This window comes from Dyella humicola (assembly GCF_026283945.1).
Lineage (GTDB): Bacteria > Pseudomonadota > Gammaproteobacteria > Xanthomonadales > Rhodanobacteraceae > Dyella > Dyella humicola.
Map to the genome: position 1 here is coordinate 103,482 of NZ_JAPDPC010000005.1, position 19,247 is coordinate 122,728.

16 protein-coding genes are annotated in these 19,247 nt (G+C 62.2%); 6 read left to right on the forward strand and 10 right to left on the reverse strand.

Annotated features, from left to right (window positions below; genetic code table 11):
* Nucleotides 1-62: 62 nt before the first annotated feature.
* A complete protein-coding gene (locus tag OUZ30_RS19940; RefSeq protein WP_266184212.1) occupies nucleotides 63-737 on the forward strand; it encodes a response regulator transcription factor in 675 nt (224 codons plus the stop codon).
* A gap of 114 nt (nucleotides 738-851) precedes the next feature.
* On the opposite strand, the gene OUZ30_RS19945 is transcribed toward OUZ30_RS19940, so the two are convergent.
* Nucleotides 852-4,310 (reverse strand): hybrid sensor histidine kinase/response regulator, encoded by a 3,459-nt coding sequence (locus tag OUZ30_RS19945; protein ID WP_266184214.1) that lies wholly within the window; start codon nucleotides 4,308-4,310, stop codon nucleotides 852-854.
* 117 nt (nucleotides 4,311-4,427) lie between these two features.
* Here OUZ30_RS19945 and OUZ30_RS19950 point away from each other — a divergent pair, with 117 nt between their 5' ends.
* Both OUZ30_RS19950 and OUZ30_RS19955 read left to right on the forward strand, forming a co-directional pair.
* The gene (locus OUZ30_RS19950) at nucleotides 4,428-5,072 is read left to right on the forward strand and encodes a 4'-phosphopantetheinyl transferase family protein (RefSeq protein ID WP_266184215.1); all 645 of its coding nucleotides are present in this window, start codon (nucleotides 4,428-4,430) and stop codon (nucleotides 5,070-5,072) included.
* A gap of 71 nt (nucleotides 5,073-5,143) precedes the next feature.
* Nucleotides 5,144-5,887: a pyridoxine 5'-phosphate synthase gene (locus tag OUZ30_RS19955; RefSeq protein ID WP_266184216.1), complete on the forward strand. Its 744-nt coding sequence runs from the start codon at nucleotides 5,144-5,146 to the stop codon at nucleotides 5,885-5,887.
* A gap of 125 nt (nucleotides 5,888-6,012) precedes the next feature.
* Here OUZ30_RS19955 and OUZ30_RS19960 read toward each other — a convergent pair whose 3' ends face one another.
* The 9 genes from OUZ30_RS19960 to dnaA form a co-directional block, all read right to left on the reverse strand.
* Complete coding sequence (locus OUZ30_RS19960; protein WP_131411130.1) at nucleotides 6,013-6,420, reverse strand: ExbD/TolR family protein; 408 nt, start codon at nucleotides 6,418-6,420, stop codon at nucleotides 6,013-6,015.
* Between the two features lie 5 nt (nucleotides 6,421-6,425).
* Nucleotides 6,426-6,839: an ExbD/TolR family protein gene (locus OUZ30_RS19965; protein WP_266184217.1), complete on the reverse strand. Its 414-nt coding sequence runs from the start codon at nucleotides 6,837-6,839 to the stop codon at nucleotides 6,426-6,428.
* An 11-nt stretch (nucleotides 6,840-6,850) separates the two neighbouring features.
* A complete protein-coding gene (locus OUZ30_RS19970) occupies nucleotides 6,851-7,603 on the reverse strand; it encodes a MotA/TolQ/ExbB proton channel family protein (RefSeq protein ID WP_266184219.1) in 753 nt (250 codons plus the stop codon).
* A 49-nt stretch (nucleotides 7,604-7,652) separates the two neighbouring features.
* Nucleotides 7,653-8,312: an energy transducer TonB gene (locus tag OUZ30_RS19975; protein ID WP_266152018.1), complete on the reverse strand. Its 660-nt coding sequence runs from the start codon at nucleotides 8,310-8,312 to the stop codon at nucleotides 7,653-7,655.
* Between the two features lie 202 nt (nucleotides 8,313-8,514).
* Nucleotides 8,515-9,807, reverse strand: a complete 1,293-nt coding sequence (locus OUZ30_RS19980) for a tetratricopeptide repeat protein (protein ID WP_266184220.1) — start codon at nucleotides 9,805-9,807, stop codon at nucleotides 8,515-8,517.
* 317 nt (nucleotides 9,808-10,124) lie between these two features.
* Nucleotides 10,125-12,539, reverse strand: coding sequence for a DNA topoisomerase (ATP-hydrolyzing) subunit B (gene gyrB / locus OUZ30_RS19985; protein WP_266184221.1), 2,415 nt, complete (start codon nucleotides 12,537-12,539; stop codon nucleotides 10,125-10,127).
* A 77-nt stretch (nucleotides 12,540-12,616) separates the two neighbouring features.
* Nucleotides 12,617-13,696, reverse strand: a complete 1,080-nt coding sequence (gene recF / locus OUZ30_RS19990; RefSeq protein ID WP_266184222.1) for a DNA replication/repair protein RecF — start codon at nucleotides 13,694-13,696, stop codon at nucleotides 12,617-12,619.
* Nucleotides 13,697-13,792: 96 nt separating this feature from the next.
* Nucleotides 13,793-14,893 carry a DNA polymerase III subunit beta gene (gene dnaN, locus OUZ30_RS19995; RefSeq protein ID WP_266184223.1) on the reverse strand — a complete coding sequence of 367 codons (1,101 nt, stop codon included), beginning with the start codon at nucleotides 14,891-14,893 and terminating at the stop codon, nucleotides 13,793-13,795.
* Between the two features lie 247 nt (nucleotides 14,894-15,140).
* Nucleotides 15,141-16,493, reverse strand: coding sequence for a chromosomal replication initiator protein DnaA (gene dnaA / locus OUZ30_RS20000; RefSeq protein WP_266184224.1), 1,353 nt, complete (start codon nucleotides 16,491-16,493; stop codon nucleotides 15,141-15,143).
* Nucleotides 16,494-16,718: 225 nt separating this feature from the next.
* Here dnaA and rpmH point away from each other — a divergent pair, with 225 nt between their 5' ends.
* From rpmH to yidC, 3 genes are all read left to right on the forward strand, one after another.
* Nucleotides 16,719-16,856: a 50S ribosomal protein L34 gene (gene rpmH, locus OUZ30_RS20005; protein ID WP_019464789.1), complete on the forward strand. Its 138-nt coding sequence runs from the start codon at nucleotides 16,719-16,721 to the stop codon at nucleotides 16,854-16,856.
* Between the two features lie 14 nt (nucleotides 16,857-16,870).
* Nucleotides 16,871-17,269 (forward strand): ribonuclease P protein component, encoded by a 399-nt coding sequence (gene rnpA / locus OUZ30_RS20010; RefSeq protein ID WP_266184226.1) that lies wholly within the window; start codon nucleotides 16,871-16,873, stop codon nucleotides 17,267-17,269.
* 61 nt (nucleotides 17,270-17,330) lie between these two features.
* On the forward strand, nucleotides 17,331-19,037 hold the full coding sequence (gene yidC, locus OUZ30_RS20015; RefSeq protein WP_266184227.1) for a membrane protein insertase YidC: 1,707 nt from the start codon (nucleotides 17,331-17,333) through the stop codon (nucleotides 19,035-19,037).
* Nucleotides 19,038-19,247: the final 210 nt, after the last annotated feature.

A 19,247-nucleotide genomic window follows, 5' to 3' on the forward strand; every position in this document is an offset into this window, starting at 1 on the left:
AGCGGTCTCGCCGCCATGCCAATCGCGCACAGGATGCGCTCCTGCAAAGACACCAACGGGTCATGCCTGACGTACTGATCGCCGACGACCATCCGCTGTTCCGCGACGCGCTGCAACGCGCGGTGCTTGCCGCCGTGCCTGATGCACGGGTGCACAGCGCCGACAGCGTGTACAACCTGCTCGGCCTGATCGACCAATTCCCTGACGCTGAATTGCTCTTGCTGGATCTGCATATGCCTGGCGCACGCGGTTATTCCGCGCTGGTGCATATCCGGGGGCAGTTTCCTGGTTTGCCGACGATCGTGGTATCCGGCCATGAGGACGCTTCGGTGGCGCGACGCGCGGTGGCGCATGGCGCATCAGCGTATATCCCCAAGTCGACGGCCGGCGAGGACATCATCACCGCCATCCGCAAAGTGCTCGATGGCGATGTCTGGTTGCCGCCTCAGTTGCTCGGCGGTGGCGCGGAACTGAAGCCCGATGAAGCCGCGGTCGCCGAACGGGTCGCCACGCTGACACCGCAGCAATTCCGAGTGCTCACGATGATCGCCGAGGGTCAACTCAACAAGCAGATCGCTTACGACCTGGGCGTCTCCGAAGCCACCGTGAAAGCCCACATGACCTCGATCATGCGCAAGCTGGGCGTCAACAACCGCACCCAGGTCGCGCTGGCCGCCAGTCATCTCGCGCTGGATCAGGAGACCATGCCGCCGATGCCCGAGGACGAAGAGGGCTAGGCTCTTGGCTACTTTCGCTGCTTGCAGAGGGAGGCTGAGAGGGGGTGATGACCTGCGCTGGCGAGCGGCAGCTCTCCCCCGCCCTCCGCTGCAGGGCGGGAGCGTAAGAAAGAGCTAGGCCGGAGTCTGCCGGCGTACCAGGGCAGTCAGCAGCGCGCGCAAGGCAGCGGGGCGCACGGGCTTGTGCAGCAACGGATAGCCAAGTGCGCGGGCACGTTGTTTCAACTCGCTGCTGCCATCGGCCGTAATCATCGCCACCGGCGGCAATTCACCAAGGGTGGCATGCAGATGCTGCAGGGCCTGCAGGCCATCCATATCGTCGCTCAGGTGGTAGTCGGCCAGGACCAGATCGATGCGGCCACGTCGCAACTCCTGTTCCGCCTGCGCCACATCGAGTGCCGTGCGGCAGTCGACACCCCAGCGCTGCAGCAGTGCACGCATACCATCGAGGATCGACGCGTCGTTGTCCAGGCACAGCACGGTCAACGGCAATTGTTCGCTGGATATCTGATGCACGACCGTGCGCCGTCGCGGCACGCTTGCCTCTACGCGCGGCACGCGAACGGCAAAACGGCTGCCGTTACCCTCACGCGAATCCAGCTCGAGTCGATGGTCGAGAATGCCAGCGATGCGATCGCAGATCGACAAGCCCAGGCCCAAGCCTTTCTCACCCCATGGCGAGGGTCGATCCAGCCGCTGGAATTCACCGAAAATGCGCGCGCGTTGGCCCGGTGCAATACCCGGTCCGGTATCCCACACCTCGATGCGTACCTCATGGCCGATACGACGGGCGCCGAGCAGAACGCCTCCCTCACGCGTATAGCGCAATGCGTTGGAAATGAAGTTCTGCAGAATGCGGCGCAGCAATTGCGGATCACTACGCACGGCCAGGCGCGTCGGCGCGACGCGGAAGCGCAAACCGCGTTGTTCCGCGATGACGGCAAACTGCTCTTTCAGCGAGTCAAACACATCGGCCAGGGCGAAGTTGCCGATGTCGGCGCGATAACTTCCCGCATCGAGGCGCGACGTGTCCAGCAACGCATCAAGCAAGTCCTCCGCGGCACGAAAGGATGCATCGATGCGTTCGGCCAGTTGTCCAGCCTCGGCGTCCAGTCCGGGATGCTGGCGCAGGGCAGAAGTGAACAATCGCGCAGCATTGAGGGGCTGCAACAGGTCGTGGCTCGCGGCGGCGAGAAAGCGTGTCTTCGAGGCATTGGCCGTTTCCGCTTCGCGGCGTGCATGGGCTGTCGCGGAAAGCGCCTCGCTCAATTCCGCGGTACGTTGCTCCACGCGTTGCTCCAGCGTTTCATTCGCTTCGATCAACGCCTGCTCCGCGTGTGCGTAGGCGGTGACATCGGTATACGTCGTGACATAGCCTCCTCCCGGCAGCGCGCGGCCACGCATCTCGATCACGGTACCGTCCGGACGAACACGCTGGAACAAATGGGGTGAACCAGCATGCATATGGCCGATGCGTTTGGCGACATGCGCTTCGACTTCGCCCGGGCCGCATTCACCATGCTCGGCGTTCCAGTGGATCAGGTCGGCCACCGGCACGCCGACGTAGACCATGCCATCGGGATAGTCGAAAAGTTCCAGGTAGCGGCGGTTCCACGCCACCAGGCGCATGCCGACGTCAACCACGCTGATGCCCTGGGACACGTTTTCCAACGTCGTGGAAAGTAGCTCGCGATTGAAGCGAAGCTCTTGCGATGCTTCATCCATCAACGCCATCGCCTCAGCGATATCCAGGCCCGAGCCGGATAACGCGCCCATCAGGATGCGACGCGCGCTCGCCGCACCGACGGCCGATGCGAGGAGGCGTTCGGTGTACTGGATCAACGCGCGATCGGCGGCTTCGCCCGGTTGCAGCGGACGGCCGCGGCGTTCCGCGTACTCCTCGAAGGCACGCTGGCTACTGCGTTCGCCAACAATGCGCTCGGCGATCGTGCGCAGATCGCCAACCGCCACCCGACCGCGCCAATCACCGGCACCACGGCTATCGATGGCGTAGGGATCGACAAACATCGCCGCGTGCAGGCGCTCTTCCAGGCTGGGGCGAAAACGCAGCGAGACGAAGATCAGGCAGGCCACGTTGAGCAGCAGCGACCAGAACGTACCGTGCATGACCGGGTCCCAACCGCTCAGGTGGAACAAGGCCTGCGGCTGCAACCAGCTGAGGCCCAAGGGGCCCGTCTCCAGCCACGGCGCCGTGCGCTCCATTGCTGGTATCAACAAGGTGTAGACCCAAACCAGAAAGCCCGCAGCTAGACCCACCGCAACGCCTTTGCGACTCGCGCTGCGCCAATACAACGCCGCCACGATCGCCGGCGCAAATTGCGCCACCGCCGCAAACGCCAACAGACCGGTAGCGGCAAGATTGGTCGTATCGGCCACGACGCGGTAATACACATAGGCCATCGCGGCCAACGCGATGATCGCGATGCGACGCACGAGAAGGACGAGCTGTGACAGATCCGACCGCTGGTCGAGCTTGAAGCGATGGATGCGCAGCAACATCGGCATGATCAGGTCATTGCTGATCATGGTCGATAGCGCCACGCACGACACGATGACCATGCCGGTGGCTGCCGAGAATCCACCCAGGAAAGCCAGCAGCGCCATGCCGCGGTCGCCGTGCGCGATCGGCAGGTTCAATACCCACGCATCCTTCAGTCCCATTTGCACCTGCGGCAGATGCAGGCCTGCAGCGAGAATGGGCAGCACCGCAAGGCAGACGATCGCCATGTAGATGGGAAACAACCAGCGCGCCCGGGTCAGGTCGCGCGGGTCTTCGCATTCCACCACGCCGATCTGGAACTGCCGGGGGAGACAGAACATGGCGCAGAACGCCAGCAGCGTCTGTGCGAGAAAGCCTGGCGACACACCCTCGGAGAACGCCTGCAGTGGCAATTGCATGGTGGCCTGCAGTCCAGGCCCGCGCCACAGCGCATAACACGCCAGCGCGATGAAGACGATCAGCTTGATCAGCGATTCCACGGCAATCGCCAGCATCATGCCGTGATGATGCTCGGTGGCGTCGATGGTGCGCGTGCCGAACAGGATCGCAAACGTCGCCAACAGGATGGCGCACCACAACGCACTGTCGCCGAACTGTGGCACGCCTGGCCCACCAAGCACGGCATAGGACATCGCCACCGCCTTGAACTGCAGCGCAAGGTAAGGCACCACGGCGATCACGGCGATGATGGCGACGAGAGCTGCCAAGCCATGCGACTTGCCAAAACGCGCGCCGATGAAGTCGGCGATCGACGTGATATTGCGCTGGCGCGCCACCAGCACCAGGCGGCGCAACAGTCCGAAGCCAAAGACGAACAGCAGGATGGGGCCCAGGTAGATCGGTAGGTAGTTCAGGCCCTCGCGCGCCGCCGTACCGACCGCACCGAAGAACGTCCACGAGGAGCAGTACACGGCCAGTGCGAGGCTGTAAACCACGGGTCTCAATCGAGGCTGGCGGGGATACAGTGGCCGTCGGTCGCCGGCATAGGCCACTACGAAGAGCAGGCCTAAGTAGAGCAACGAAACCAGTAGCAACACCCAGCCGGCGATCAAGCTCGGTACTCCGTGATGAAGGCATCCCTGCCATGGCGAAAGGTCCAAGGCACGTGGCGGCAACGCGCGGCCGCATGCTTGTAAGTATCACCACACACCCGGCACCATGGACGAATGATGACGACGCACAGCCAGACGCCAACGAAAGTAGCAGAGCGGCTGGGTGATGACGAGATACACGTATGGCGGCTTGCCTACGATCACCATCAGGGGCGGGCGCCGCTGCTCGCCATGCTGGGCGCGTATCTGGGGCTGCCGGCGGAGGCCATTCGGCTGGAGGAATCGGACCACGGCCGGCCACTCCTCGCCCTCGCACATCACGCCAACGCCTTCGCCTTCAATTGGTCGCACAGCAACGATCAGGCCCTGATCGCGATCGCCCGGGGCATTGTTCCAGGCGTCGACCTGGAGCGACTTCGCGCGCATCCACGCGCCTTGCCCATCGCGCGACGCTATTTCAGCCCGGAGGAGGCGGCTGGCCTGGAAGCCCTGCCCGACGAGCAACGCGACCGCGCCTTCCTCGAATTATGGACCGCCAAGGAAGCCGTGCTTAAAGCGCTCGGCCGTGGCCTGGCCTTTGGCCTTCACCGGCTAAGCATCAGCGGTTCGCCGGAGGCGCCCGTACTGGGGCGTCTCGAAGGCCACGAAGCGGATCAATGGCAGTTGCACCGGCTCGCCCTCGACGATCATCACGTGGGCTCACTCGCATGGCACGGCGAGCCGCGCCGCATCAGGCTGTGGACACTTGCCGATAAACGCTGATCGGCGCACTGTTTGCAGCCCGCCGATAACGCGGTCCCTCGATTGGCTTGTCTACACGTACCGTCTCATCCATGACCCTGCTCAGCGTCAACCTCAACAAGATCGCCGTCCTGCGCAATTCACGCGGCGACACTGAACCCGATATCACGCGCGCCGCGCATACCTGCATCGATGCTGGATGCGGCGGCATTACCGTGCACCCGCGACCTGACCAGCGTCATGTACGACCCGATGACGTTCGCAACCTCGCAACCACGCTTCGTGGCCGCGTCGAGTACAACATCGAAGGGAATCCTTTTGCTGGCGCCCGGGGCAGCTATCCGGGATTGATCGCCCTCGCTCGCGAGGTACGCCCGGCACAGGTCACCCTGGTGCCCGACAGCGACGGCCAGATAACCTCGGACCATGGTTTCGATCTGGAGCGCGATATCGACACGCTGCGCCCGATCGTCGCTGAGTTGCGCGATATCGGTTGCCGCGTGAGTCTGTTCGTCGACTCCGGCGCCACCGGTTTCGAGGCGGCCGTAGCCATTGGCGTGCAGCGCATCGAGATCTATACCGGCCCTTACGCGCACGCGTTCGCCGAGGGCAACGTACATGAAGAACTCGAACGTTGCGCCGACACCGCCCGCCGCGCACAACATGCGGGACTCGCCGTGAACGCCGGCCACGATCTAAGTCAGGCGAATCTGGGCACGTTCAAGGCCGCCATCCCCGGTCTCGCCGAAGTGTCCATCGGGCACGCGCTGATAGGCGAGGCGCTGTACGAAGGGCTGTCGACGACCGTGCGGAAATATCTGCAGATTTTGCGCTGAACATGCCACCACTACAGACGTCTAGACGTCTAAATGACGCTCGGCACCGCTGGCACTAAGCCAAAAGAAAACCCCCGCACAAGGCGGGGGTTCTCCGGGTAGTGTTACGGTGATTCCTCGCGGAATCACTGACCTTCGGTAAAACCAATCTTGGTCAGACCGTAGCTCTTCGCATCGGCCAACACGCGGGCCACATGTTCGTAAGCCACACCATCGTCCGCATTGATCTGCAGCTCAGGCTGGTTGCTCTGCGAAGCGATCACCGCGATCTGCGCCTTGAGGCCCAGTTCGTCGACCGGCGTATCGTTCCAGTACAACGCACCCGACTGGTCGATCTTCAAACGGATCGGATCCGGCGGATTTTCCGGCTGAACCACATTCGGGTTCGGCTGCGGAAGATCGATCTTCACCTTATGGGTAAGCATCGGAGCCGTGATCATGAAAATGATCAGCAGCACCAACATCACGTCGACCAGCGGCGTGACGTTGATGTCAGCCATCGGGCCCTTGCCACTTCCAGAACTGAATGCCATGACTGTTACTCCTTGCCGGTCGTGATGAAACCGACATGGACCATGCCTTGATCCTTGGCGTCGCCGAGGACCTTCTTCACGATCTTGTATTCCGTGGTCTTGTCCGCGCGAATCTGGAGTTCCGGCTGCGGGGCTTTCGCCGCCGCAACCGCAAACTGGGCCTTCAGTTCAGCCTCGGTGACTTCGACGTCACTGAGGTACATCGTGCCATCCGCCTTCACGGCCAGATCCATGGGCTCCACCGGCTCCGAATCCGCGACTTTCGGATTGGCAGTCGGCAGTGCGACCGTGATTCGATGGGACATCAGCGGAGCCGTGATCATGAAGATGATCAGCAGCACCAGCATCACGTCAACGAGTGGCGTGACGTTGATCTCCGACATCGGACCGCCGGCATTGCCTCCGGTGCTCATTGCCATGGGTCAATCCCTCACTTGCCTTCGACGCGTGCGCCGGTGGCGAAGAAGTCGTGCAGGTCGTGCGCGAACTCGTCGAACTGAGCGTAGGTCAGGCGATTCGAACGGTTGAAGAAGTTGTAGGCGAGCACGGCCGGGATAGCGGTGAACAGACCGAACGCGGTCATGATCAGAGCTTCACCCACCGGACCTGCCACTGCTTCCATCGATGCATTACCAGAAGCCGAGATCGAGATCAGGGCGTGGTAGATGCCCCACACGGTACCGAGCAGACCGATGAACGGTGCCGAGGAACCGACGGTGGCGAGCAGGGTCAAGCCGCCTTCCAGACGCAGGCTCTCGCGAGCCACGGCCTGACGCAGGGCGCGGTCGATGAACTCCGAACGGCTCAGCGACTCAGCCAGACGGCCGCCGCCGGCCGAAGCCTGCTGGTGATGGGCCACCGCGGAAGCGGCGTCCAGGGCGATCTTGGAGAACGGTTCACCCTTGGGCTGGGCTTCCAGCTCACGGATGGCGTCCTGGGTCGAACCATTGGCCCAGAAACCGTTGATGACTTTGTCAGCGCGGCCGCGAACCATGGCGTTGCGGATCGCGTTGGCGATGATGAAGTACCAGGAGGCGAACGACATCACCGTCAGCACAACGAAGACGATCCAGCCAAGGAAGTCAAAGTTGTGGATAAGGTGGTCGAAGCCCATCGACTTCATGGCTTCGGCGTTGGTGGTGCCACCCGCGCCCGGGGTCGGAGAAGGAGTTTGTTGGAACATAACGCTACCCTTGGAAAGTCAAGCGTGAACTGATTAACCGTAACCGAAGTTACAGCGTATTGAGATTAAAGTTGATCGGAACACGGACGTAACCTTCCGTCTTTTGCCCGTTCCTGATGTTCGGATTGAAGCGCCACTTGCGTGCCGTTTCAATCGCGGCCTGATCCAGCTCGCGATAACCGCTGGACGATTCCACCTTGATGTCCTTAGGCGTGCCGTCGACATCCACCAGGATCATCAGCGTAACAGTGCCCTCGTGACGCTGGCGAATGGCCTGCGGCGGATACTTGGGCTGGATACGGCTGTTGTAGCTGATGTCCTGACTGGCCGTGATGTCCGCCGGAGGAGCTGGCGGGGCAGGCGGCGCGGGCGGAGCAGACGGACGCGCATTGTTCGACGCTTCTTCCACCGCCGGCGGCGGTGTCGGAGGCGGCGGCGTCGGCGGCGGCTTCACCTGGGTGATGATTTTCGGCGGAGGCTGCTTCGGCGGCTCCGGCGGCGGCGGCGGCGGTGGCGGCGGCGGCGGCGGGGGCTCGATGAAGTTCACCTGGACAGTGCGTTCCTTTTCCTTCTGCGCCTGCTTCGGTGGGGCCATAGGCGCCACCAGCAACAGGAACGCGAACGCATGCAGCGCGATGGCAACTGCCAGCGCCCAGGTACGCCTCCAATTGAACGGCACGGAGCCGGTTGCTTCGTTACTTGAGGCCATCTGTCACTATCTGAAGCTAATTGATCGGTGAGACGTGGTCACGGCACCTAGCGGCAATATCGATCCAAAAGGGGATGACATTTGCCACTGGACGCGAGCACGGAAAGATTTCAACGGTACAACAGCACATGGCATTTGTATAGGTCTTGTGAGGCATTGATATAGACGTCCATCTGCCCCGCAATCCCTATACCGCCACGCCTTACTTGCTAGCTCCCTGAGCCTTCAACCAGGCCTTGGCCTTGGCGGAGGTTTCGGGATCCTGTGCTGCCTTTTCCATGGCTGCGATCGTACCGGGCTTGTCCTTCAAGCCGCGGTTTGCTTCGGCCAGCAACATGTAGGCCGTGCCCTTGTGCTGCACGCCTTTGTCGATGCCCTGTTGGATGAGGCTCTTCGCCTCGGTGAACTTGTTGCCTTCGAGCAGCAGCTGCCCGGCGCGGATGTTCGCCTCGCCGTCTTTGGCCAGCGGAATCGCCTTCTGGTACGAAGCGAGCGCCTTGTTGGTGTCCTCGGCCATATAGGCGGCCGTACCCAGCAGCGTGTAGTTATCCGCGCTGGAGGTGACCACGCCCTTGCTCATGCCTTCTTCGAGCGTTGCCACAGCCTTGGTCGCTGGACCCTTCTGGTCGCCGCTCTGCTGGCCGGTCATCAGGTACAGCTTGGCCAGGTTGGTGTACTGCTTTTCGTCCTTGAAGGCGCCGGCGGCCTTGCCCTTCTCCATCAGCGCAATCGCCTCCGGGTACTTCTGCTGCTGCATCAGCAGCGAGACGGCGTTGTTCATCGCGGTCGGGTCGTTCGGGTTGGCGGCGATCTGCTTCTGCGCGATCTCGGCGGCCTGGTCCGACTGGCCCGACTCGGAATAGGCGGCCAGCAGGAGCTGGTTCCAGCTGTCATTCGGCTTGTCGGTCAGCGACTGGGCCTTCTTGATCGCAGCGATCGCCTCCGGGTACTTCTCGAGGCGGTAATAGGCGTTGCCTTCGAGGGCATAAGACTCGGCGGTTTCCTTGCGACCGTCGGCGCGCCACTTGGCGATGGTGTCGAGCGCAAGCTGGTACTGCTCACTGGCCAGGTAGAACTGGGCCAGCATGTACTGGAGCTGGAAGTAGGTGTCGTTCGGCAGCACGCCGTTGTCGAGCGCGCGCTTCAGCAGGTCGATGGCGCCCTTGATGTCGCCGTCCTGGTAGTGCACGTTGGCCAGGCCTTGCAGAGCGAGCGCCTGGGCATACTTGCTCTTGCTGCCGTCGACGACCGGCTGCAGCAGCTTCTCGGCCTGTTCCTTGTCCTGATTGTTGACAGCGTCCAGGCCTTCGTTGATGGCCTTCTGATCCTTCTCGCTGGTGAGGTCCAGCTTCGGCTCAGTGCGGGTCGCGTTCGGGTAAAGCGCTTCCTTCTTGTCCTTGGACGAGGTGTTGTCATGGGCGATGACCGGGCTGCTCACGACAGCCAGCGCAAGCGCGGTACTGGCGAGCATCTTGATCAGGGTCACACGCTTCATGGCAATCCTCAGTCTTGGGTATTCACGCGCCGACGGCGCGGGGGATCGCTGAGCGTAACCTGACTCGGCAGCAGATAACAAGTTGCAGCGCCACAACAAAGATTGTTAAAAATCAATAAGTTGAACCATACGCTGCGGTCTGGATGTAATTCCCCTCCGCGAGAGCCATACAGCGCATGACTTTTTGGCCTGGAAATGCGCTATCGGCCTCGTCGTATTCGACTTTAGTCGAATGTGTTAACGCATTAGTACACGCTGGCTTAAAAAACGATCGATGGCCGCGATGCCCAGGGGCTTCGCGACCATCGATCGTTGGATCAGACATCCAGGTTGGCAACCTTCAGCGCGTTGGCTTCGATGAACTCGCGACGTGGTTCGACCGCTTCGCCCATCAGCATGGAGAACATCTGGTCGGCCGCGAACGCGTCCTCGATACCTACCTGCAGCATGCGACGTGTTTCCGGATTGACGGTGGTTTCCCACAGCTGTTCCGGATTCATTTCACCCAGGCCCTTGAAGCGCTGGATGGCGCGCCCTTTCTTGCCCTCTTCGAGCAGCCAGTTGCGTGCTTCGGCGAAGCTCGTCACCCCGCGCGAAGCGTTGCCGCGACGTACCACGGCATCCTTCTGCACGAAACCGGCAAGCTGCTGGCTGGCGTGCAGGATGGGCCGGAACTCGGCGCTGCTGAAGAATGGCTGCGGCAGCAACCAGGTGTGGTTGAGGCCATGCTGGTTGCGCACGACTTCGATGGCCGCCGGATGATCTTCAAGCGCCGGGCGCAGCGAGAGCTGGTAACGCGGCTTGCCCAGGCCACTGGCGGCGAGGCGCAATTCAACCGCGGCCAGCCAGCCCTGCATGGCGGTAGCATCCGTCCACAAGGCCGGCTCGATCGGCGTGTGCTCAACCAAGGCCGTGAGCATGCTGGCGTCGAAACGATGTCCCAGGCGCTCGATCTGATCCAGCGCTGCCTGGTAGTCACGCAACAGCTTGTCCAGCGCTTCGCCGGAGACGGAGGGTGCATCGGCGCTGTAGGTGAGTTCCGCACCGTCGACCGCGCTGGAGACCAGGTAGGCGTTGAGCGCAGCGTCATCCTTCAGGTACATCTCCTGCTTGCCCTGCTTGATCTTGTACAGCGGCGGCAAGCCGATATACACGTGGCCGCGCTCGATCAGCTCGGGCATCTGACGGTAGAAAAACGTCAGCAACAGAGTGCGGATGTGCGAACCGTCGACGTCCGCGTCGGTCATGATGACGATGCGGTGGTAGCGCAGCTTGTCCGGGTTGTATTCCTCCTTGCCGATACCCGTGCCAAGCGCGGTGATCAAGGTGCCGACTTCGGCAGAGGCCAGCATCTTGTCGAAGCGGGCCTTCTCCACATTGAGGATCTTGCCCTTCAGCGGCAGCACGGCCTGGGTCTTGCGGTTACGGCCCTGCTTGGCCGAGCCACCGGCGGAGTCTCCCTCGACCAGGAACAGTTCGCACAGCGACGGATCCTTTTCCTGGCAGTCGGCGAGTTTGCCCGGCAGGCCGGCGATATCCAATGCACCCTTGCGGCGAGTCATCTCACGGGCTTTGCGGGCCGCTTCGCGGGCGCGGGCCGCGTCGACCACTTTGGACGCGATCGCCTTGGCTTCGTTGGGGTGTTCCAGCAGGAACTCGCCCAGCTTCTCGTTGACGGCCTGCTCCACCGCGGTTTTCACCTCGGAGGAAACCAGCTTTTCCTTGGTCTGCGAGGAGAACTTCGGGTCCGGCACCTTGACCGAAAGCACGGCGATCAAGCCTTCGCGCATATCGTCGCCCGACAGCGCGACCTTGGCGTTCTTGGCCAGGCCTGCCCTCTCGATATAGCCCTGCAGCGAGCGCGTCAGTGCGGCGCGGAACCCGGTGAGATGGGTACCACCGTCACGCTGGGGGATGTTGTTGGTAAAGCAGAACATCGTCTCCTGATAGGAGTCGGTCCACTGCATTGCCAGCTCGACGGAGATGCCGTCCTGCATGGCACTGAGGCTGATCACATTCGGGTGCAACGCGGTCTTGAGCTGGGCCAGGTGCTGTACGAACGACCGGATACCACCCTCGTAGGCAAATCGGTCTTGGCGACCCTCGCCACGCTCGTCCTTCAGGTCGATGGTGACGCCTGAATTGAGGAAGGCCAGCTCGCGCAGGCGCTTGGCCAGGATGTCGTAGTGGAACTCCACGTTGGTAAACGTGCCCGTGCTGGGCAGGAAGCGCACGGTCGTGCCGCGCTTGCTGGAATCGCCTACTGGCTTGATCGGGTACAGCGGCTCGCCGTGGGCGTATTCCTGCTGGAACTCCTTGCCCTCGCGGAAAATGGTCAGCCACAGGTGTGAGCTGAGCGCGTTCACCACGGAGACGCCCACGCCGTGCAGGCCGCCGGACACCTTGTACGAGTTCGCGTCGAACTTGCCGCCTGCATGCAGCACGGTCATGACCACTTCTGCCGTGGAGCGCCCCTCTTCCGGGTGCGTGTCCACGGGAATGCCGCGACCGTTGTCGCTGACGCTGACCGAGCCGTCGTCGAGGATGGTGACCGTCACGTGGTCGCAATAGCCCGCCAGGGCTTCGTCGATCGAGTTGTCGACGACTTCGAACACCATGTGGTGCAGGCCAGTGCCGTCATCGGTATCACCGATGTACATGCCGGGGCGCTTGCGCACCGCTTCCAGACCTTTCAGAACCTTGATGTTGCTCGAATCGTAGGATGCGTTCATTCGGTGACCGTTTCCTGGGCGCCTAATCCCACCCGGTACGGCGCCATAAAAGCCGGGCTGGGGACACAATCGACCGATTATAGCAGGGGGCCGAGACGCCCTTGTTCCACGTGGAACACTTGCGTTGGACCGTCCAGCAGCGCCTCCGGAACCTCGGTGCCGGTGACCAGCACCTGGGCCCCGACGGCACGCAGCTGGTCAACTACGGCGGCCTGATGGGCCTTATCCAGTTCCGACGCCAGGTCATCCAGGCATACCACCGGCCACTCGCCCCGCCTCTCGGCATACAGCGACGCCTGGGCCAAAACACAAGCCAGCGCGGTCAGTTTCTCCTGACCACGGGACAAATGCTCCCGGAGTGGCGCGTGATTAAAAGCGATGGACCAATCAGCACGATGGGAACCCTGGGTGGTATGCCCTCGCGCGATGTCCCTTCCTCGTTGGGAGGCCAGCAGGTCCGAAAGATCCGCCCCTTCGGCCCAGCCGCGGCGATAACGCAAATCAACCAGGCCGAGCTCGGGAAGGAGTCCTTCGATGCTCATCATGAGATGGGGGCGAAGCGCGGTCAGATAAAGCGCACGCTGTTGATCAATCAGGGACGCGGCGGCGCCAAGTTCCGCTTCCCAGGGCAGGAACTGAGCCTCTGGCACGGACTGGCTGGACCTCAGCAGGGTGTTTCGCTGTTTCAGGGCCCGTTGATAACGCCGCCAGGCCACGATGAACTCATGTTCCACGTGGAACACGCCCCAATCGAGGTAACGACGACGCTCCTCGGCGCCACCCGCAATCAACGCGTGCGAACCCGGCTCGAAGCAAACCACGGCGCACTCGCCCACCAGTTCGCTCAGCGTGATCCCGGCGCCGTCCATCCGGGCCTCCCACCGTGCGCCCTGCCGCCCCAGACCGATCCGTCGCGAGCGGCCATCGGCATGACGTAGCTCAGCAAAAACCGAAAGGGAGTCCGCGTCACGCTTCAACAAAGCCTCGCGTGCCCCGCTGCGAAACGAGCGTCCATGGGAAAGCAAAAATGCAGCCTCGAGCAAGCTCGTCTTACCCGCCCCATTAGGGCCGGCAAACACCGTCACCCCGGGCGTCAAGGGCACGGTGACATCGTCCAGGCAGCGCAAGCCCCGAATCCGCAGGGATTCCAACCACATCTCAGCAGGCTCCCAACGCAAGAACGCCGGAGTGTCTTTCGACGGCTCCGGCGTTGCACTGCATTTCGGTCTTGTTCGACAGCTGACCGATCGACATCAGAGCCGCAGCGGCATGATCACGTGGCGAGCCTGGTCATTGTCGTCTTCCTGTACCAGGCAGCTGGATTGGGCATCACGCAGGTTCAAACGGGCACGATCGCCACGCAGGGCCGCCAGTGCATCGAGCAGATAGCCCACGTTGAAGCCCACGGCCAGGTCCGAAACCACGGTATCGGCTTCCACCTCTTCCACGGCCTCTTCCTGCTCCGGGTTGTGCGCCACGATACGCAGCTTGCCTGGCGACAATTCCAGCTTCACGCCGCGGTACTTCTCATTGGAGAGAATTGCCGCGCGCTGCAAGGCCCCACGCAGCACTTCGCGATCCAGCGTGGCGTGCTTGTCGGCGCCCAAGGGAATCACCGCCTCGTAGTCAGGGAAGCGACCGTCGATCAACTTGGAGGTGAAGACGACATCACCACGGCGCACGCGCAGGTGATTTCGCCCGAATTCCAGCTCAACCTGCCCTTCCCCGGTCTCAAACAGGCCGATCAGCTCATTCACGCCCTTGCGCGGAATGATGATCTGGCGACGCACGGATACCGAGCTTTCCAGCTTGGTTTCCTTCAACGCCAAACGATGACCGTCGGTCGCGACGCAGCGCAGCGTGTGCTCCTGAAGATCGAGCAGCATGCCGTTCAAGTAATAGCGCACGTCCTGGTTGGCCATGGCGAACGCGGTGCGCTCCATGAGATCGCGCAGCACTTCTTCCGGCAGCGAGACCCGCTCGACCAAGTCAATTTCATCGATGGTCGGAAACTCAGTGGCAGGCAGCGTAGCCAGCGTAAAGCGGCTGCGTCCCGCATTCATCGCTACGCGATCGCCGTTGAGTTTCAGTTCGATATGGGCGCCATCGGGCAGTGCACGCACGATGTCGAAAAACTTGCGGGCGGGAATCGTGATTTCACCGTCGACCAGTTTCTCGGCCGCGGTGGTCGCCACCATTTCCACTTCCAGGTCGGTACCCGTCATCGACACTTTGCCGTCGGCGACTTTGACTAGCAGGTTGGCGAGAACAGGCAGTGTCTGACGTCGTTCTACGACGCCTACGACCTGCTGCAGTGGCTTGAGCAGAGCTTCTCGTTGAATGCTGAATTGCATATTTGCGCTTCCCCTAAACCTGCTTTTCTGTTTTTAAAAGAAGTTCTGTAGTGGTAGTAGGCGGCGTGGATAACTTTTAAAACGAAAAAAAACCATGAAAATCAACTATTTAGACGATTTTCACGTTGTGTCCTAAAGAGCCTGATGATTGTGGGTCAATTGTGGATAACTGAATCATCCAAATCGTCCACCTATTATCCACAGGTTGCCACAGTACTTTTCAAGCGCTTAGTGCACAGCCGCTTGTTCAACCGGTGAGGATGCGGATCAGCTGTTCCCAGTCCTGGCGCATCCGCGTGTCGGTTTCGCACAACTTCTTGATCGTGCGGCAGGCGTGCAGCACCGTGGTGTGGTCGCGGCCACCGAAAGCGTCGCCAATTTCCGGCAAGCTGTGCTCAGTCAGCTCCTTGGACAGCGACATGGCGATCTGGCGCGGACGCGCCAGTGAACGCACGCGGCGCTTGGAGAGCAGGTCCTGCAGGCGCACCTGGTAGTAATCGGCCACGATCTTCTGGATGTTGGGCACCGTTACCGCCTGGGCATGCGTGGCCAGCAGGTCGCGTAGGGTTTCCTCGGCAAAATCGATGGTGATGGGCTTGCCATAGAAGTTGGCACGCGCCGCCAGTGTGTTGAGCGCGCCTTCAAGGTCGCGCACGTTGGAGCGGATGCGCTTGGCCAGCAGCATCGCCACGTTCTCGCTCACCGCGACGCCCTTGTCGTGTGCCTTGGACAGCAGGATCGCCGCGCGCGTCTCGAAATCCGGCGGCTCGATCGCCACCGACAAGCCCCAGCCCAGGCGGGACTTCAACCGCGGCTCCAGCTTGTCCACTTCCTTGGGATAGCGATCGCAGGTGAGGATGATCTGCTGCTTGGATTCGAACAACGCGTTGAAGGTATGGAAAAACTCTTCCTGGGTGGTGTCCTTGCCGGCGAAGAACTGGATGTCGTCGATCAGCAACGCATCCACCGAACGGAAGCGACGCTTGAACTCGTCCATGCTCTTGGTGCGCAGCGCCTCGATCATCGAGCCGACGAACTGCTCGGAACGCAGGTACAGCACCTTGAAGTCGGGGTTCTGCTCGCGCATCAGGTTGCCGGCCGCGTGCATCAGATGCGTCTTACCCAGGCCGGTGCCGCCATAGAGCAGCAACGGGTTGTAGGCGCGGCCAGGATTCATCGCCACCTGCATGGCGGCCGCCTTGCCCAACTGGTTGGACTTGCCTTCGACGAAGGTTTCGAAGGTGTAGTGCGGGTCCAGGTTGTGGTTGAAACTGGCGGGCACCGGCTCGGCAACGGCCGGCGCTACCTTGGCCGGCGCGGTTACGGCCGGAGCCGCCTTGCCACTGGCGTTGGCACGCGGAGAACTGGAGCCAACTTCCAGCCGCACCGTCAGCTCATGGCCGGTAAGCTGGCTGATCACGGTCTCGATGCGAGCCAGGTAGCGTTCGCGCACCGTGTCCAAGGTGTAGGGATTGGGCGCAAACAACTGCAAACCATGGGTGTCGTCGCGCGCCTGCAGTGGCATCAGCCACGTATGCAGGTCTTCGGCGTTCAATTCGCCTTCGAGACGCTCGAGACAGCGCCGCCACAGGTCACTCATGGATAGTCTTCAACCACTGGATGGAGCGCTTACGCGCGGGGTGGACCGGGAAGTCTAGCAGCACGAACCCTCCCAGTCGGCACGGATATCCACATGGATATCCACAGGAATTCAACAGTCTTCTGTCAAGCCCACCAACCCGCCCCAAGTGAGCCGATTTGACAGAGGGCGCCAGTACTCCGCATACTCTCCAACCTTTTTATCACTTTAACTTCGGACGAAGCTATGTCGAAGCGAACCTTCCAGCCAAGCAAGCTCAAGCGCGCCCGTACCCACGGCTTCCGCGCCCGCATGGCGACGGCCGACGGCCGCAAGATCCTGAACGCGCGTCGCGCCAAGGGTCGTAAGCGCCTGATCCCGTAAGCGGTACGCACATCATGCGTGCCGCCGGCCTGCCGCGCGAGGCGCGGCTCCGCCGCGCCGGTGATTTTGCCGCTCTGCGTCATGCCAGCGGCCGCTTCGGCGGCCGCTGTTTTTCTGTGCGCTATAAGGTCAACACGCTCGGTCAGCCCCGTCTGGGCCTGGCCATCTCCAAGCGCGTGTCCAAGCGTGCCGTGGAACGCAACCGCATCAAGCGCCTGGTACGCGAATCTTTCCGGCGTGCCCGCCTTGAGCTTCCGCCCGTCGACCTCATGGTGATGGCACGCGACCAGGCATCGGGTCTCCCAGGCCCGGAATTGCTGGCCGAGCTCCAGGTGCTGTGGAAAAAACTGCGGTCGTTCACGCCCGAGGTCACATTGAAGCCGGGCGACACGGCCGGCACAATCGCGCGTTGACCATTTATCCCTCTCGTCCTCCGCGGCCCGGCGTCGCCGCATTTACCGGATCTGCTCCGCGATGAATCAAACGCGTACGTTCCTCATCTTCGCCCTGCTGGCCGTGGCCTACATGTTGTTCATGGCCTGGGAGAAGGATTACGCCCCGCAGCCCCCGGCTGCTGTCGCTGCGTCTTCCACGACTGCCACGCCTGCGATTGCCGATAGCAGCGTACCGGGCGCGACGGCTTCCGCGTCCGCGACGACACCTGCCGCCGTTCCTGGCAGCGTGAACGAGGCTTCGGCCCAGCTGATCAGCGTGACCAACGACGTGCTGCGCCTGACCATCGATACACGTGGCGGCAGCGTAGTGCGTTCGGAACTGCTGACCTTCCGGGAGGAGCCGCGCACGCGCCGCAATCCCGATCCTGCACCGGTGCGTCTGCTCAACGATGAGCGCGAGCATTTCTTCGTGTCGCAGAGTGGCCTGGTCAGCAACCAGGGCGAGGCGCCTGATCATCGCGCCGTGTTCCAGGCCGCACAGACCAGCTACGCGCTGAGCCAGGGTCAGGACGAACTGAAGGTCGACCTCACCTGGCAGGATGCGGCCGGCCTCAAGGTCACCAAGACCTATACGCTCAAGCGCGGCAGCTTTGTCGTGGCGGTGGATCAGAAGATCGAGAACGGCGGTGCCGCCGCCTGGCAGGGCAATGCCTACCTGCAGCTGCAGCGCGTCGCGCCCGTGCAGGAGCGGACCTGGTGGCAGAACATCAGCGACCCGTCCTCGCGCAGCTTCTTCGGTGCCGCTTGGTTCAGCCCCGAGGACAAGTTCGAATCGCTCGCCTTCTCCGATTTCAAGAAGCCGCGGGAGCGCGTGATCACCGGCGGCTGGTCGGCGATGTTGCAGCACTACTTCTTCGTCGCCTGGATCCCGCAGGCACAGGACCGCAACACCTTCAGCACCAGCGTGATCAACCCGGATACGGCCCAGCCGATCTATCTGGTCCGCGCGGTGGGTCCATCGCTCAATGTGGCGCCGGGCCAGAGTCTGACCACGACTTCGCGCATGTATATCGGTCCGAAGCTGCAGGGCACCTTGGACCAGGTGGCGCCGGGTCTGGACCTGATCACCAACTACGGCTGGCTCACCGTGGTGGCGGAGCCGCTGCACTGGCTGCTGTCCAAGCTGCACGCCCTCACCGGCAACTGGGGCGTGGCCATCATCCTGTTGGTGCTGGGCCTGAAGGCCGCGCTGTGGAAGCTCACGGCGGCGCAGTTCCGCTCGGGCGCCAAGATGCGCAAGCTGCAGCCGCGCGTGAACGCCCTGAAGGAGCGTTACGGCGACGACAAGATGAAGATGCAGCAGGCCATGATGGAGCTGTACAAGAAGGAGAAGGTCAACCCGATGTCGGGCTGCCTCCCCGTGCTTGTCACCATGCCGGTGTTCTTCGGCCTGTACCGCGTGTTGATGGAGACCGTGGAGCTGCGGCACTCGCCGTTCTTTGGCTGGATCCATGACTTGTCGGCGCCCGATCCGTTCTTCGTGCTGCCGGTGCTCTACGTGCTGGTGATGCTGGCCACCCAGTGGCTGTCGCCGTCGGCGGCGGGCATGGACCCGGCGCAGCAAAAGATGATGAAGGTGATGCCGGTGCTGTTCGGCGTGATGTTCTTCTTCTTCCCGGCGGGCCTGGTGCTGTACTGGGTCGTCAATGGCGCGACCAGCCTGGCGCAGCAGTGGTACATCACCCGCAGCGTCGACCGCGCGGAAGAGAAAGCCAAGGCAGCCTGAGCGTCGCCTGGCTTCGGAGAAAAAGGCCGCTGATGCGGCCTTTTTCTTTTCGGGCCCACTGACGTCACCCCAGCAGCACCTCACCCCACATCGTTCGTCATCCCAGCGAAAGCTGGAGGCGCTTCTCAACAGCCGCAGGGCTGGTCATCCAGTGCCTTTGCGGCAGATGGCCAGAGCGAAAGACGCTGGATGACCAGCCCTGCGGCTGTT